Source organism: Streptomyces sp. MB09-02B (genome assembly GCF_033794485.1).
In the GTDB taxonomy this organism is placed as follows: Bacteria; Actinomycetota; Actinomycetes; order Streptomycetales; family Streptomycetaceae; genus Streptomyces.
The window spans coordinates 66,701-79,509 of sequence record NZ_JARGEE010000004.1; the positions used below are offsets into that span (position 1 = coordinate 66,701).

Annotated in this window: 12 protein-coding genes and 1 pseudogene; 4 read left to right on the top strand and 9 right to left on the bottom strand. The window is 69.1% G+C overall.

The features are described from left to right. Positions 1 to 37 precede the first annotated feature (37 nt). On the top strand, positions 38 to 1,027 hold the full coding sequence (locus P1P70_RS01570) for a sugar-binding transcriptional regulator (protein ID WP_319233905.1): 990 nt from the start codon (positions 38 to 40) through the stop codon (positions 1,025 to 1,027). Between the two features lie 127 nt (positions 1,028 to 1,154). Here P1P70_RS01570 and P1P70_RS01575 read toward each other — a convergent pair whose 3' ends face one another. Next, positions 1,155 to 1,406: a helix-turn-helix domain-containing protein gene (locus P1P70_RS01575; RefSeq protein WP_319233906.1), complete on the bottom strand. Its 252-nt coding sequence runs from the start codon at positions 1,404 to 1,406 to the stop codon at positions 1,155 to 1,157. A 401-nt stretch (positions 1,407 to 1,807) separates the two neighbouring features. Here P1P70_RS01575 and P1P70_RS01580 point away from each other — a divergent pair. Continuing rightward, positions 1,808 to 2,358: pseudogene (locus tag P1P70_RS01580) on the top strand (LysE family translocator). A gap of 151 nt (positions 2,359 to 2,509) precedes the next feature. Here the strand turns inward: P1P70_RS01580 and P1P70_RS01585 are convergent. The 8 genes from P1P70_RS01585 to P1P70_RS01620 all read right to left on the bottom strand — a co-directional run bounded on the left by P1P70_RS01585 (position 2,510) and on the right by P1P70_RS01620 (position 9,262). Next, positions 2,510 to 4,855, bottom strand: coding sequence for a xanthine dehydrogenase family protein molybdopterin-binding subunit (locus tag P1P70_RS01585; protein WP_319233909.1), 2,346 nt, complete (start codon positions 4,853 to 4,855; stop codon positions 2,510 to 2,512). Next, positions 4,852 to 5,325: a (2Fe-2S)-binding protein gene (locus tag P1P70_RS01590; protein ID WP_319233911.1), complete on the bottom strand. Its 474-nt coding sequence runs from the start codon at positions 5,323 to 5,325 to the stop codon at positions 4,852 to 4,854. Before P1P70_RS01590 ends, P1P70_RS01585 begins: the two co-directional genes overlap by 4 nt. Then, positions 5,322 to 6,194 carry an FAD binding domain-containing protein gene (locus P1P70_RS01595; protein ID WP_319233913.1) on the bottom strand — a complete coding sequence of 291 codons (873 nt, stop codon included), beginning with the start codon at positions 6,192 to 6,194 and terminating at the stop codon, positions 5,322 to 5,324. The genes P1P70_RS01590 and P1P70_RS01595 overlap by 4 nt, the downstream gene beginning before the upstream one ends. 100 nt (positions 6,195 to 6,294) lie before the next feature. Then, entirely contained in the window at positions 6,295 to 6,810 is a 516-nt protein-coding gene (locus P1P70_RS01600; protein WP_319233915.1) for a type II 3-dehydroquinate dehydratase, read from the bottom strand. Positions 6,811 to 6,824: 14 nt separating this feature from the next. After that, on the bottom strand, positions 6,825 to 7,328 hold the full coding sequence (locus P1P70_RS01605; protein WP_319233916.1) for a type II 3-dehydroquinate dehydratase: 504 nt from the start codon (positions 7,326 to 7,328) through the stop codon (positions 6,825 to 6,827). Between the two features lie 28 nt (positions 7,329 to 7,356). Beyond that, positions 7,357 to 8,508, bottom strand: coding sequence for a hypothetical protein (locus P1P70_RS01610; RefSeq protein WP_319233917.1), 1,152 nt, complete (start codon positions 8,506 to 8,508; stop codon positions 7,357 to 7,359). After that, positions 8,505 to 9,077 carry an amino acid synthesis family protein gene (locus P1P70_RS01615; RefSeq protein WP_319233918.1) on the bottom strand — a complete coding sequence of 191 codons (573 nt, stop codon included), beginning with the start codon at positions 9,075 to 9,077 and terminating at the stop codon, positions 8,505 to 8,507. Before P1P70_RS01615 ends, P1P70_RS01610 begins: the two co-directional genes overlap by 4 nt. Further along, positions 9,074 to 9,262 carry a tautomerase family protein gene (locus P1P70_RS01620; protein ID WP_319233919.1) on the bottom strand — a complete coding sequence of 63 codons (189 nt, stop codon included), beginning with the start codon at positions 9,260 to 9,262 and terminating at the stop codon, positions 9,074 to 9,076. Before P1P70_RS01620 ends, P1P70_RS01615 begins: the two co-directional genes overlap by 4 nt. 308 nt (positions 9,263 to 9,570) lie before the next feature. Between P1P70_RS01620 and P1P70_RS01625 the strand changes: the two genes are divergently transcribed. Next, entirely contained in the window at positions 9,571 to 10,494 is a 924-nt protein-coding gene (locus P1P70_RS01625) for a LysR family transcriptional regulator (RefSeq protein ID WP_319233921.1), read from the top strand. Between the two features lie 254 nt (positions 10,495 to 10,748). Beyond that, the gene (locus tag P1P70_RS01630; RefSeq protein WP_319233923.1) at positions 10,749 to 12,722 is read left to right on the top strand and encodes an FAD-dependent oxidoreductase; all 1,974 of its coding nucleotides are present in this window, start codon (positions 10,749 to 10,751) and stop codon (positions 12,720 to 12,722) included. Positions 12,723 to 12,809 lie beyond the last annotated feature (87 nt).

The window sequence follows — 12,809 nt, forward strand, 5'->3', positions numbered from 1 at the left end:
TCCGCCGCGGCCCCCGGGGATCAGTAGGGTGCAGGGTGTGTCCCAGCGTTCTGACCTCACCAGTGGCGAATCCGTCGACAAACTGCGGCTGATCGTGCGCGTGGCCCGCATGTACCACGAGCGCGGCATGCGCCAGGCCGACATCGCCGACGCTCTGGGCCTGTCCCAGGCCGGCGTCTCCCGGCTGCTCCGCTCCGCGGCGGACCAGGGCGTGGTCCGGACCGTCGTCGTCTCGCCGCCCGGCATCCACAGCGACGTGGAGGACGCCCTCGCGGAGCGCTACCACCTGACCGACGTCGTGGTCCTCGACGACGAGGACCAGCCGGAACACGCGCGCACGCTGCTGCGCGGACTCGGATCGGCGGCTGCGAGCCATCTGGAGACAGCCTTCCGCTCCTGCGACCTGATCGGTGTCTCGACCTGGAGCGAGACACTGCTGGCCGCGGTGGAGACGATGCAGCCCGCCAAGGCGCCCGGGGCCTCCCAGGTCGTCCAGCTCATGGGCGGTATCGGCGACCCCCGGAGTCAGGTACAGGCGACCCGCTTGACCGCCCGCCTCGCCGAACTCACGGGCGCCACCCCGCTGTTCGTCCGTGCACCGGGGCTCGTCGGCTCCGCGGAGGCCCGGCTCTCCCTGTTGCGGGATCCGGCGGTTCTGGAGGTCAGCCAGGCGTGGCAGCAACTGAGTGCCGTCCTGGTGGGCATCGGCAGCCTCGAACCGTCCCCCCTGCTCCAGCTCAGCGGCAACGCGGTGGCCGAGGAGGAGATCGGCCGACTGCGTGCCCTGGGCGCGGTGGGTGACATCTGCCAGCGCTTCTTCGACGAGAACGGCGTCCATGTCGACGCCGGGCTGGGCGAGCGGACGATCGGCATCTCCGTCGACCAACTGCGCACGGTCCCCCGCCGCATCGCCGTCGCCGGCGGTGAGCGCAAGTACACGGCCGTGCGCGCCGCGGTGCGCGGCCGCTGGATCACCGCGCTGATCACCGACATCGCCACGGCTCGCCACCTGCTCGAGGAACCCTGAGCCCGCCCGCGCCGCCCGTCCCGCTCCTCGGCCGCCCGGCCCCTCGCCCGCCCCGCCCCGAGGAGTGGTGGGGCACCGGCGTCCGCACCGACCAGGTCCTCTCGTACTGCCCTCTCGCACCGCCCTCTCAGGCAGGACGGCGACGGGCCTCGCGGGGGCTGGTGCCGAAGTGCCTGCGGAACACTTTCGAGAGGTAGGACGGGTCGTCGATGCCCCACCGCAGGGCGATCGTGGTCAGCGACGCGTCGGGGTCGTACCGCAGGATGTCCTCGCGGATGCGTTCCAGCCTGCGGCGCAGGATGTACTGGCTGCAGGTGGTTCCCGTCCCGGTGAACAGCCGGTGCAGTTGCCGCAGCGAGACATGGTGGGCCTCGGCCACCCGCTCCGGCCCGAGACGGAGGTCGGAGAGGTTCTGCTCGATCCAGGCGGGATCGGAGCCAGCCGGGCGTCGCCGCTCCGGCCGAAGTGCTTCTCGTCCGAGCGCGCCACAATCCGTCGCACCATCTGCGTGGCGTATTCGCCGACATCGGCCAGATCGTGTGCCGACAGGGGCACGACGGCGGAGGAGTTCCCCGCCCGCATGAACGCCACCAGAGCGACACTGAACGGCGATGTCTCCACCTGTACCTGCTGGGCCAAGCGCGCCAATGAACTCTCGGGCACCTGCAGTTCCTTGGCGGTGACGGCGATCAGCGTGTAATGGAAAGCCGTCGTATAGGAGAAGAAGAACGATTCGTGGGACAGAACGACGCCGCGTTGACCGTGATACCGGGGCCGGACATGGCCCTGGTCACCAAGCGCGCGATCGCCTCCGGCAGGGCGGAGGCCCTGCGCACCGCTGCCGGAATCACCACCGGACTACTGGTGTGGGGCGTGTTTACCGTCGTCGGGCTCGCGGCGATCCTCGCGGCCTCGGCGGAAACGTACTTCGTCGTCAAGATCCTGGGCGCCTCATACCTGGTCTTCCTGGGAGCGCAGGCCCTCTGGCAGAGCCGCCGCTCGGCGCCGCGGACCACCGAGTTGCAGGCCAGCGGCTCGGGGCGCGCCTACCTGACGGGCCTGACCACCAACGTCCTCAACCCGAAGATTGCCGTCTTCTACACCGGTCTGCTCCCGACCCTGGCCCCACAGGGCCTGCCCTCGGCGGTCGGCATGGGCCTGCTGGTCCTGCTGCACGCGGCGCTGACCCTGACCCGGCTCGGGTCTTATGCCTACCTCGTCTCCAGGTGCGCTCGGCGTTCGAACGACCGGGCGTCCGACGCCTTCTGGACCGCGTGACGGGTGTGGTGCTCATCGGCTTCGGGGTGCGGGTAGCCGCAGCAGCCAACTGACGAAATTGGTCCGTTCGATGCAGGGGGCAGGTGTCTCACCAAGGAGGCGTGACTGGTGGCTTCGGCGGTGACGAGGGATCGTCCTTGCTCCATGCCTTGGTGACGCCGTCGAAGGCGTCACTGAGGAAGCGCACCAGACTCCGGAACCACTTCACCGCTCAACCTCCGGTTCCGGTGGGCGCGTTGTAGACGGAGGCTGCCCTGGCGTCGGACGGGCGTCCCGTTCGGCCATCGTGAGAACGACCCGGTCCGCGTCCAGGGGCAGGTGGTACGGCTGTACGCCCAGGAGGTCACGGAGCGCCGAGCCGATGGCCGCCGCCGGGAGGATCACCGGCGGCTCGCCCAGGCCCTTGGCTCCGAACGGTCCGGTGCGCGAGTGGTTGGTCTCGATGAAGACGGTCTCGATGTTCGGCGGTACGTCGGCGATGGTCGGAAGACGGTAGTCGTGGAAGTTGCCGTTGACGATGACTCCCAGGTCGTTCGTCCTGAGGTTCTCTGTCAGGGCATAGCCGATGCCCTGTACGACGCCTCCCTCGACCTGTCCGCGTGCGCCGACGGGGTTGACCACCCTGCCGACGTCATGGACGGCGATGAAGTTGAGGACGTCGACGCGTCCGGTCTCTTCGTCCAGGGCGATCTCCACACCGTGGCAGTGGAACGTGGGCTCACCCAGTCTGAGGAAGCGGGCGCCCCCCAGGTCGGAGCCTTCGACGGGGGCGAGCTCTGCCCGGTACCGACCGGTCGCGACCACCGGGCCGGAATGCATATGAGCGGATGCGGACACGTCGGCGATGGTCATGCCGGTCTCCGGTGCGCCCTCGACTTCGACGCGCCCTTCGCGGAGCACCAGGTCGGCCGGGTCGACCCCGAGCAGTCGTGAGGCTTCGTTCCTGATCTGCTCGGCGACGGCGCGAGCGGCGCGGACGGTGGCGTTGCCGGCCGCGAACATGGTGCGGCTGCCACGGGAACCCGAGTCGTACGGGGCGTCCCGGGTGCCGCCGGACTTCAGGATGACGCGGTCGGGCCGCAGTCCGAGTTCTTCGGCGACCATGCTCGGCAAGGCGGTCGAGATGGCGCCGGTCCCGATCTCGGTACCGCCCGAGGAGAGCGTCGCGGTGCCGTCCTCGTGCAGTTCGACGGTCGCGGCCGACGGCGTGCCGAGGGTGGACCACCATGCGCAGGCGAGCCCGTAGCCGCGTCGTCGGTGGTCGTCCCGGGCGACGCCGGCCTGCCGCCATTGCCGCAGCCGGTTCTCGACGACGCGCATGCACTCGTCGGTCGTCCCGCGCAGGGTGATGAGCTCGCCCGTGGGGCCGCGGTCGCCTTCGCCGATGAAGTTGCGTCGCCGGACCTCTGCGGGGTCCAGCCCGAGCCGCTGGGCGATGTCCTCGATCTGGGCCTCGGCGGCGTACACCATCTGCGGGCCCGACGGGCCGCGGAACGAGCCGGTGGGGCAGGTGTTGGTGTAGACAGCGCGCCCTCGGACGTCCAGGGCGTCAATGCGGTAGGGGCCGGTCGCGTAGAACGCGGCCATCGAGGTCAGGATGGGGGTGTCCATCGCGTACGCGCCGGCGTCGAGCACGACGTCGCACCTACGGGCCAGGATGCGGCCCGACTCGTCGACCGCGCTGGACATGCGCACGATCGAGTTCTCGCGCGGGTTGCCGGTCACCATGTCTTCCGCGCGGGAGCAGACGATCTGGACGGGACGGCCGGTGGCCAGGGTCATCGCGGCCGCCTGGGGCGCGAACAGCAGGTGCAGCTTGCCGCCGAAGCCGCCGCCGATGGCGGGCACCCGCACCTCGATCGCGCCGGTGGGCAGGTCGAACAGCTCAGCGAGCTGGGCCCGTACGCCGAACGGCTGCTGAGTGCTCATGAGCAGCGAGAACCCGCCGGGTGCGGGCGCGGCGGTGACGGCTCGTGGTTCCAGATAGGCCTGGTGCGCCCGGTGCGACTCAATCTCGGTGTGCACGACGGCGTGTGCCGTGTCGAAGACGGCGTCCACGTCACCGCGGGAGATGTGGACGTCCTCGATGACGTTCGTGTCCCTGTCGTGCACCAGCAACTGGGCGCTCGTCAGTGCCTTGCGGAGGTCGACGACGGGGGTGGTCGCCTCGATGTCGACGTCGACCATGCCTGCCGCTCGGCGGGCGACGGCCAGTGACGTGGCCGCGACCATCGCGACGGGTTCGCCGACGAACCTGACCCGGTCACGGGCGAAGATCGGCTGGTCCTTGACGTAGTTCCCGTAGCAGCGGTCGGTCACGTCCTTCGCCGTCAGCACCTTGACGACGCCGTCGAGGGCCGCTGCCCGGTCGACGTCGATGCCGCGGAGCCGACCGGCCGCGACGGGCGACGGCACGAGGACGCCGTAGAGCATCCCCGGGAGGCGGATGTCCTCGGTGTAGGTGGTGCGGCCGGTGAGGCGCTCGACCGCGTCGCGGCGCATGAGCCGGTTGCCGACGTTCACGTACTGGCCGGACTCTGCTGCGCTCATCGCGGTGCCCCGCTCGCTCGCCGGACGGCGTCCAGGATCGGCAGGTAGCCCGTGCAGCGGCACAGATTGCCGGCGAGCGCTTCCTTGATGTCCTCGTCGGTGGCCGCTCCTGGTTCGGTTCTGGCGAGCAGCGCGCAGGCCGACATGATGATGCCGGGGCTGCAGAAGCCGCACTGGACGGCGTCGGCCTTCACGAACTCCTCGGCGACGAGCGCGCCGATCCCGCCGGCGGTGGCGCCTTCGACCGTCTCCACCGCGTGTCCCTCGCATTCCAACGCGTACACGAGGCAGCTGTTGACGGCTTCGCCGTCGACGGTGACGGTGCACGCGCCGCAGTCGCCGGTGCCGCAGCCGAGCTTCGCGCCGGTGAGGCCGCACTCGTACCGGAGGGCGTCCAGGAGCAGCGTGTCGGGCGCGACCGTGACGTCGTGGTCCGAGCCGTTGACGCGCAGGGTCATGCGTGTGGTCATCGTTGGTGTCCTTCTCGCGCGCGCTCGAGCGCGATGCCGATCGCGCGCTTCGCGAGCACTGGTAGCACGGTGCGCCGGTGGGCACGTGAGCCCCGGCCGTCGTCGATGGGGGTGGCGGTGTTGAGCACCAGCTGGGCGGCGTCCGCGACGGAGGGTTCGTCCAGCTCCGTCCCGACGAGCGCGGCGGCGGCGTCGGGGGCCGGCACAGGGGTGGCCGCGGCGGCGCCGAGCGCCACGCGGGCGGCGACGCAGCGTCCCTTCTCGATTTCCAGATGGGCCGCGACGCCGACGACGGCCAGGTCCATCGCGAGACGATAGGTGAAGCGCAGATACGCGGAGGCACCGCGGGACGCGGGAACGATGATGCGTGTGAGCAGTTCGTTGGGCTCCCGGACGGTCCGGCCCGGCCCGGTGAAGAAGTCGTGTGCCGGCACCAGTCGTGTCCCGGTGGTGGAAGCGAGTTCCAGCTGAGCGTGTGCGGCCAGCACCCCGGGGAGGGTGTCGCCCGCCGGTGAGGCCCGGCAGATGTTGCCCCCGATCGTTCCGCGTACGCGGGTCTGCCAGCCGCCGACGAGCGCCGCTCCGTCGGTGATCGCGTTGGGCGGTACGACGGTCGTTCTGGCCAGCTCCCGCAGGGAGGTGGCGGCGCCGATGGTGAGCGTGCCGTCCGCGCCGAGACTGATTCCCCGCAGTTCGGGGACGCCCTTGATGTCGACGATGTCGTGAGCGCGGTCGACCGTCCCGTCGGCACGCAGCACGACGAGGTCGGTGCCGCCGGCGAGCACCGACGCCGGCCGGCGGTCCAGCAGGGTCAGGACTTCGGAAAGGTTGTCGGGCCGCCTGTAGCTGCCGACGTCGGGCTCGGACATCCCCATCCTCGTTGTCATGGCTCCTGTGTGGGGACCCGTGGTGTCTTGGCGTTGAGCGTTCGGCATGCCGATCCCGTCGGCGCGCGTTGCGGAACCGTGGTCAGTTGCCGGCGGCTGCGCGGACCGAAGCGGCCAGCGCGACGACCGCTCCTACGTAGCCGTGGTGGCGCAGACCCATGACGGTCGCGTCGCAGGACTGGGTGAACGTCGAGAGGTGCCCGGTCGCGAAGATATTGGCGAAGTGCACCTCGACGAACGGCCTGCCGGTCTCCTCCAGGGCGATGCGAGTCGGGTCGCCGAATGCCCAGAGGCCGCCGGGGTTGATGAGGTAGCCGTCCATGTCCGGGGTGGCCTCGATGAAGTCGACGAGGTCGCCCTCGTGGTTGGAGTGGAAGGCGGTCACGTCGGCGCCGACCGCGTCGCCGACTTCGGTGACCAGGTCCTCGAGCGCCTGGAGGGAGGCGATGCTCCCGTAGATGTTCCGGTCGCGCCGACCGAGGTTGGTCATGTTCAAGCCGTTGAGCAGCGCGAAACGGAGGCGCCTGCCGTCCTCGGTGCCTGCGGTGCCCTCGGTGTCCGTGGCGTCTGCGGTGCCCGCGGTGTCCGTGTTGGTCATCTGAGGCCTCCGGGTCAGCCGTAGAGAGAGCGTGGGTTGCCGTGCGAGCGGTTGATCTCGCTCGTTCCCTCGGGGTTGAGGAAGTCGGGGTCGTCGAGCGCGAGGGAGAGGGCCACCAGGGCTCCCAGGACCGCGTGCCGGTCGGGCCCGGCGAAGATGCCGGTGACGCTGGGGGCGAAGATCGACTCGCCTCGGAGCTCCTCCTGGTTCAGGTGCAGCTCGATGGCGGGCTTCTTGGCGTCCTTGAGGACGTGCCGCAGGGATTCGCCGACGCGCACCAGGCCGCCGGGGTTCACGAGGAAGGCGTTGACCTGGCCGGCGTTCGCGTGGACGTACTCCAGCAGCTTGCCCTCGTGGTTGGACCGGAAGTGCCGAACCCCGATCCCGAGGTTGTCGCCCCACGTCCGCAGCTCACGCTCGAACTCGTCGGCAGGCGGGAGCCATTTGGTGGTGTTGGGGCCGCTCAGGACGGCGATCTCCCACCGCTGGTCGGTCGTACGGAGTGTCTTCAGGTCCACGGCGTGTCCTTTGCGTATCGGGAAGGAGTCAGGACCGTCGGGTCGCGAGCCGGGCCGGGGCCGGGGTGTTGCGGGAACGCAGCGCGCGGACCTCGCCGTCGATGACGACGCCGGCGATGCCGGGGATGTCCCCGCGTTCGATGGCGGAGAGCGCGTCGGTGGCGACGCCTCCGCTGGGAGGCTGCATGAGGACGAGGTCGGCGGGGCGGCCGATGTCGATGATGCCCTCCTGGCGGCGCAGCACCCGGCCGGCGTTGCCGGTGGCGAGCGCGAGGGCGTCCGTGGCGCTGAGGCCGCCGAGGGAGGAGAACTCGGCGACCGTCTTGATCATGCCGAGCGGCATCACGCCGGTGCCGGTGGGCGAGTCGGTGGCGATCAGGATGCGGTCCAGCTCGTCGCGCTCCTTGGCGATCTCGAGCATCAGCAGGCTGGAGCGCAGGTTGCCGGCCTGCACCAGCTGGAGTGCTCCGGGAGCCTCGAAGACGTGCTTGAGGTGCTCGTCCGGGAGGGAGGTCGTGCCGCCGTTCGCGTGGCCGACGATGTCGCAGCCGAGCGCGATGACGTCGTCGAGCGAGACGGCCGCGGACCCGGGCACGGATGCGCCACCGGTGTGGTTCATGACGATGAACCCGGCGGCCTGGGCTGCGCGTACGAGCGGGGCTGCCTGGGACTGGCTCTCGAAGGCACCGAATCCCACCTTCGCCAAGCCGACGCGCTCGGCGGCGAGTTCCGCGAAGTCCTCTTCCTTCAGGGAGGGGCTGATGATGACCGAACCGCCGAGTACCTTGACGCCGCCCGGACGGACGTTCTCCCAGGATCGCTGCGCCGCGATCGCGAGGCCCTTGAGGCCGGCGCGGTCGCTGGGACGCCCGGGGACGTGGATTTCGGAGGCCGACATCATCAGGGTCGTACCGCCGTGCAGATAGCTCTCGATCCAGCCGACGGTCTGCTGTCGGGGAGTCCAGTCGCCGAAGGTGACGTGCACATGGGTGTCGATGAGGCCGGGGGTGAGGATCGCGCCGTTGGCGTCGAGGGTGACGTCGGCGTCGCCGGCTTCATCGTCGGCGCCGAGCGCGGCGATCCGCCCGTCGACGCAGCGGACCGATTCGATCGCCATGAGCGAGTCACCGAGCCGGCCGCTGACGGCACCGGCGAGGTTGATGATGTCGAGGGTGCTCACGGCTTCTCCTGGTTCTTGACATCCTCGACGGTCATGCCGCCCACGCGGTCGTTGAGCCGGCCGCGGGAGGAGACGGCGACGATGACGGCCACCTCGTCCGTGAGCGGCGCGTCGGGGACGAACAGGGTGAAGGCGTCGTAGTGCGAGCGGACCCAGACCTCGTCCTTGTAGGCGAGGGGGACGTCGACCTGCACCCCGGGGCCGCAGCGCTTGCTGACCGAGGAGATCCACGCCTCGCCGCCCACCGCGTCGCGGACGCCCTTGCCGAACTCGCCGATCTTGTGGGCGACACCGTGCTCGATCTCACCGTTCGCCCCCACGAGGGATGCCTTGCCGTAGCCCTCGACCTCGAGTCCGAGGGTCTCGGCAGCGGTGGAGGCCAACAAGTGCCCGAGCTCGTAGTTGTCGTCGGTGATGGCCGCGAGGTCGTGTGAGTACGGCCGCCCTGCGTAGGGGTTGCTCAGCACGGCGATCGCGGCCGCCTTGACCAGAGGCCGGTCGGCGTCCTGGCCGCCCTCGGACCGGGTCTCTTCCCGGACGGTCAGGATCTTGCGGATCCGCAGGGTCATCGCTCCTCCTCCAACAGTCCTGCCGACTTGAACCACTGGGTGGGGTCCATGTCCCGGAAGATCACGTGGACCGTGTCCGGACGCGCGTCGCCGATCTCCACGAAGGCCTCGCAGATGGCACGCGCGAGCTTCTCCTTCTGCTCGCGCGAGCGCCCCTCGTACCACGTCACGTCCACCAGCGGCACAGCGCTCTCCCATCCGAACGAGCGCCCGGCGCCGACCACTTGCGCACCGAACAGATTCTCCTCATGACGTTCCCTTCGGTATCCATACGGCGCGGGGCGACGAGCACTGACTGCGGGCGGACGGACAGCCGGCGCCCGGGGGAGATCGTGGGAAGTCAGGCCGCGTCCACAGCGGTGGTCCCCACCGAGTGGGGGATACGGCCGAGTCCGACCCGCGGTGCAACACAGGATGCCGCGACAATTGATTCATGAATAGCGCGGATACTTGTCCAATATCTTTCAGATTTTCTTCATGGTAGCGTCGGGCCGTGAAGTTCGATCTCCACCGCATGCGGTTGCTTCGAGAGCTGGCGCAACGCGGCACCGTCACCTCGGTGGCCGCCGCGCTGGCCTACAGCCCGTCAGCCGTCTCCCAGCAGCTTGCCGTGCTCGAGGAGGAGATCGGAACGAGGCTCTTCGAGCCGGACGGCCGGCGCATCAGGCTCACTGAGCAGGCGCACATCCTCGTCGCCTACACGGCCGCAGTGCTGGAGCAGCTGGAACGTGCCGAAACGGACATCCTCGCGTCGCTGGACAACGTCGTGGGCACGATCAGACTCGCCACGGTCCAGACCGCCGCGCTCGCACTCGTGCCCGCGATGCTGACCTCGCTGGCGGACGGCCACCCCGGGCTGAAGGTTCAGTTCACCCAGGCCGAACCCGAAGTCGCGCTCCCCGGTCTGCTGGCCCGCGAGTTCGATCTGGTCTGCGGCGAGAACTACCTCGACTTTCCGACCAGCCGTTCGAGCGAGATGAACTTCGACGTGGTTGCCGAAGATCCCATCCGCGTCGCGTTCCTGGAGCCGCCCGAGGGACGCGAACCGAGCGAGGTGGTTCTGACTGATCTGGCCGACTACCCCTGGGTTCTGGAGCCGGAAGGCAGTCCAGGGCGCGCCTGGGCCACGGCCACCTGCCGCCAAGCCGGCTTCGAACCGAGAGTGGCCCACGAGACCTCTGACGTACTGGTGCAAGCGCGGCTCGTCGCGAGTGGCCACGCGGCGGCGTTCCTGCCGGACCTCACCTGGTTCGACCGTGAACCGAGATTCCACCTGCGCCAGATGAGGGCCTCCCACGTGCGGCAGATCGTCACGACCTGCCGGGCCGGCTCGCACCGCAACCCCGCGCTCGTCGCCGTGCGGGGCGCGCTCCGAGAGGCCTATCAGCACAGCAGGCCCAGCATCACCGATCGTTAGGCCTACAGGTCGTCAACTGGCTGTCCTGTCTTGGTGCGACCGTGGGAGCCACCAGCCACCCCGCTCGCGTGGTCGTAGAGGTGCTGCAGGGTTCGGCGGAAGGATAAGTTTTTCTGCACGGTCCCCTCCATATTTCCCCGCTTTACCTGGATGGCGGGACGTGAGTCACTTGGCTCCAGGCTGATCGAGAGCCCGGGGTCGGCACTCTGCACGGACGTGGCACCTCACTAGAGCTCGAGACCCAGGACTCTGACATGACGGACTTCCCGAACCTCTTCAACCCCATTCAGGTGGGTCCATACACCCTGAAGAACCGGATCATGAACACCGGGCACGCCGCGCACTTCCAACTGGGGGACGGCACACCGACCGATGCGTACGCCTACTACGTTCGCGAACGGGCCAAGGGCGGCGCCGGTGTCATCGTCACCGGGCACACGGTTCCCGTCCATGACGGCGACGCGTCACTCTCGCTGGCCACCTACAGTGACGCGACCATGGGCGCGTTCAGCAAGATGGTGCAGGGGTGCCACGAGTTCGACGTCCCCCTCATCGCGCAACTCGGTCACCGTGGACGTCGCCTCATGGATCACGCGGGATTCCTTCGCCGCGACATCGTCGCCCCCTCGCCCGTCCCGACCCCCGACTACTCGGTGCCCCTGTTCATGCCCCACGAGCTGTCGACCGGCGAAGTGGAAGGGATCGTCGAGTCGTTCGGCGCCGCCGCGGATCGTATGCGTCGCTGCGAATTCGACGGTATCGAGCTCGCGATCGGCATGGACTACCTGTTCGCGAACTTCCTGCATCCGCACGGCAACCGCCGCGACGACAAGTACGGCGGCGATGACCTGCGTGAACGGATGAGGTTCCTCAACGAGGTCCTCGCGGTGACGCGCGAAGGGTTGGGCAGGGACCGGCTCCTCGGCGTCCGGCTCTACGACGACGGCGTGGACTACAGCATGAGTCTGGCCGAGCACGTCGAGCTGGCGAAGATCCTCGAAGCGGAGCAGCTCGTCGACTACATCAACATCTGGCAGGCCATCACCTCCATCCCTCGCATCGGTCGCGCACACTGGCCCAGCCACTACTTCGAGACCGGGGCCTTCGTCCACCTGTCGGAGGCCATGAAGGACGCCGGCGTCAAACTGCCGATCATCGGAGCGGGTCGTCAGGACTCACCGGCTTTCGCGGAGCAGTCCATCGCCGACGGGAAGCTCGACATCGTCGGAATGGCGAAGACCCTCATCGCCGACCCGCACTTCCCCAACAAGGCGCGTGAAGGTCGCATCGACGACATCCGCACCTGCATCGCCTGCACCCAGTCCTGCGTCGGCCATGTCGACAAAGGTCTCGGCGTCGGGTGCATCTACAACCCGGTCACCGGCCGGGAGCAGGCGTGGGGAGAGCTGGAGCCGGCTGACGAACCGAAGCGGGTCGTCATCGTCGGCGCCGGACCGGCCGGCATGGAGGCGGCCCGGACCGCTGCGACGCGGGGACACGAGGTGGTCCTGTTCGAACGCAACCGGCGCATGGGCGGCCAGGTCAATCTCGTCATGACGACGCCGAAACGCGGCAACTTCGAGGAGGTCATCCTCTGGTTCGAGCGGCAGCTGCCGAAGGTCGGGGTGGATGTCCGACTCGGCGTGGAGGCTGACGCGAAGACCGTCCTGGCCGAGTCTCCCGACGTCATCCTCGTCGCCACCGGATCCACACCCTTCGTTCCGGAGCTGATCGGCGCGGACCTCCCGCACGTGCACACCGCACGTGAAGTCCTCGCCGACGACACCGTGGCCGGCAGGAACGTCCTCGTGTTCGACGTCGGTGGCCGGGCGGAAGGGGCCACCACAGCCGACTACCTAGCCGCCAAGCGACACAACGTCAGGTTCGTGACCGGGATGGAGACCGTGGCCCCCGAGATGCCGTCACCGGCGCGGCACCATCTCCTCGAAGTGCTCATGAACAGCCCACGAGTCCAGCTGCACACCCATACCGCGATCCACGAGATCGAGGAGGGCTCGATCACCACGTTCAATGTCGTCACCTGGGAACCCGACAGCATGGAAGGCATCGACACCGTTGTCGTAGCCGCCGGCGGCATCGCTGACGACTCGCTCTACCGACAGCTGGTGCAGCAGCACCCGGATGTGCAAGCGATCGGTGACTGCTACCAGCCGCGAGACATCGAGATCGCCATCGTCCACGGGCACCGGGCCGGTCGCGGGATCTGACACGGTGGGCCACGCGTCCGGCCCGAGGGCGCGTCCCACCGGAGCGCGTGTGATCGCACCGCGAGGTGGGTGGGGCAGGGACTGGGC

What these genes read in the sequence shown, in the direction of transcription:
- P1P70_RS01585 (WP_319233909.1), bottom strand. Translation starts at nt 4,855, where the DNA reads ATGAGCGCAGCAGAGTCCGGCCAGTACGTGAACGTCGGCAACCGGCTC.
- P1P70_RS01615 (WP_319233918.1), bottom strand. Translation starts at nt 9,077, where the DNA reads ATGACCCTGCGGATCCGCAAGATCCTGACCGTCCGGGAAGAGACCCGG.
- P1P70_RS01630 (WP_319233923.1), top strand. Translation starts at nt 10,749, where the DNA reads ATGACGGACTTCCCGAACCTCTTCAACCCCATTCAGGTGGGTCCATAC.
- P1P70_RS01590 (WP_319233911.1), bottom strand. Translation starts at nt 5,325, where the DNA reads ATGACCACACGCATGACCCTGCGCGTCAACGGCTCGGACCACGACGTC.
- P1P70_RS01600 (WP_319233915.1), bottom strand. Translation starts at nt 6,810, where the DNA reads ATGACCAACACGGACACCGCGGGCACCGCAGACGCCACGGACACCGAG.
- P1P70_RS01595 (WP_319233913.1), bottom strand. Translation starts at nt 6,194, where the DNA reads ATGTCCGAGCCCGACGTCGGCAGCTACAGGCGGCCCGACAACCTTTCC.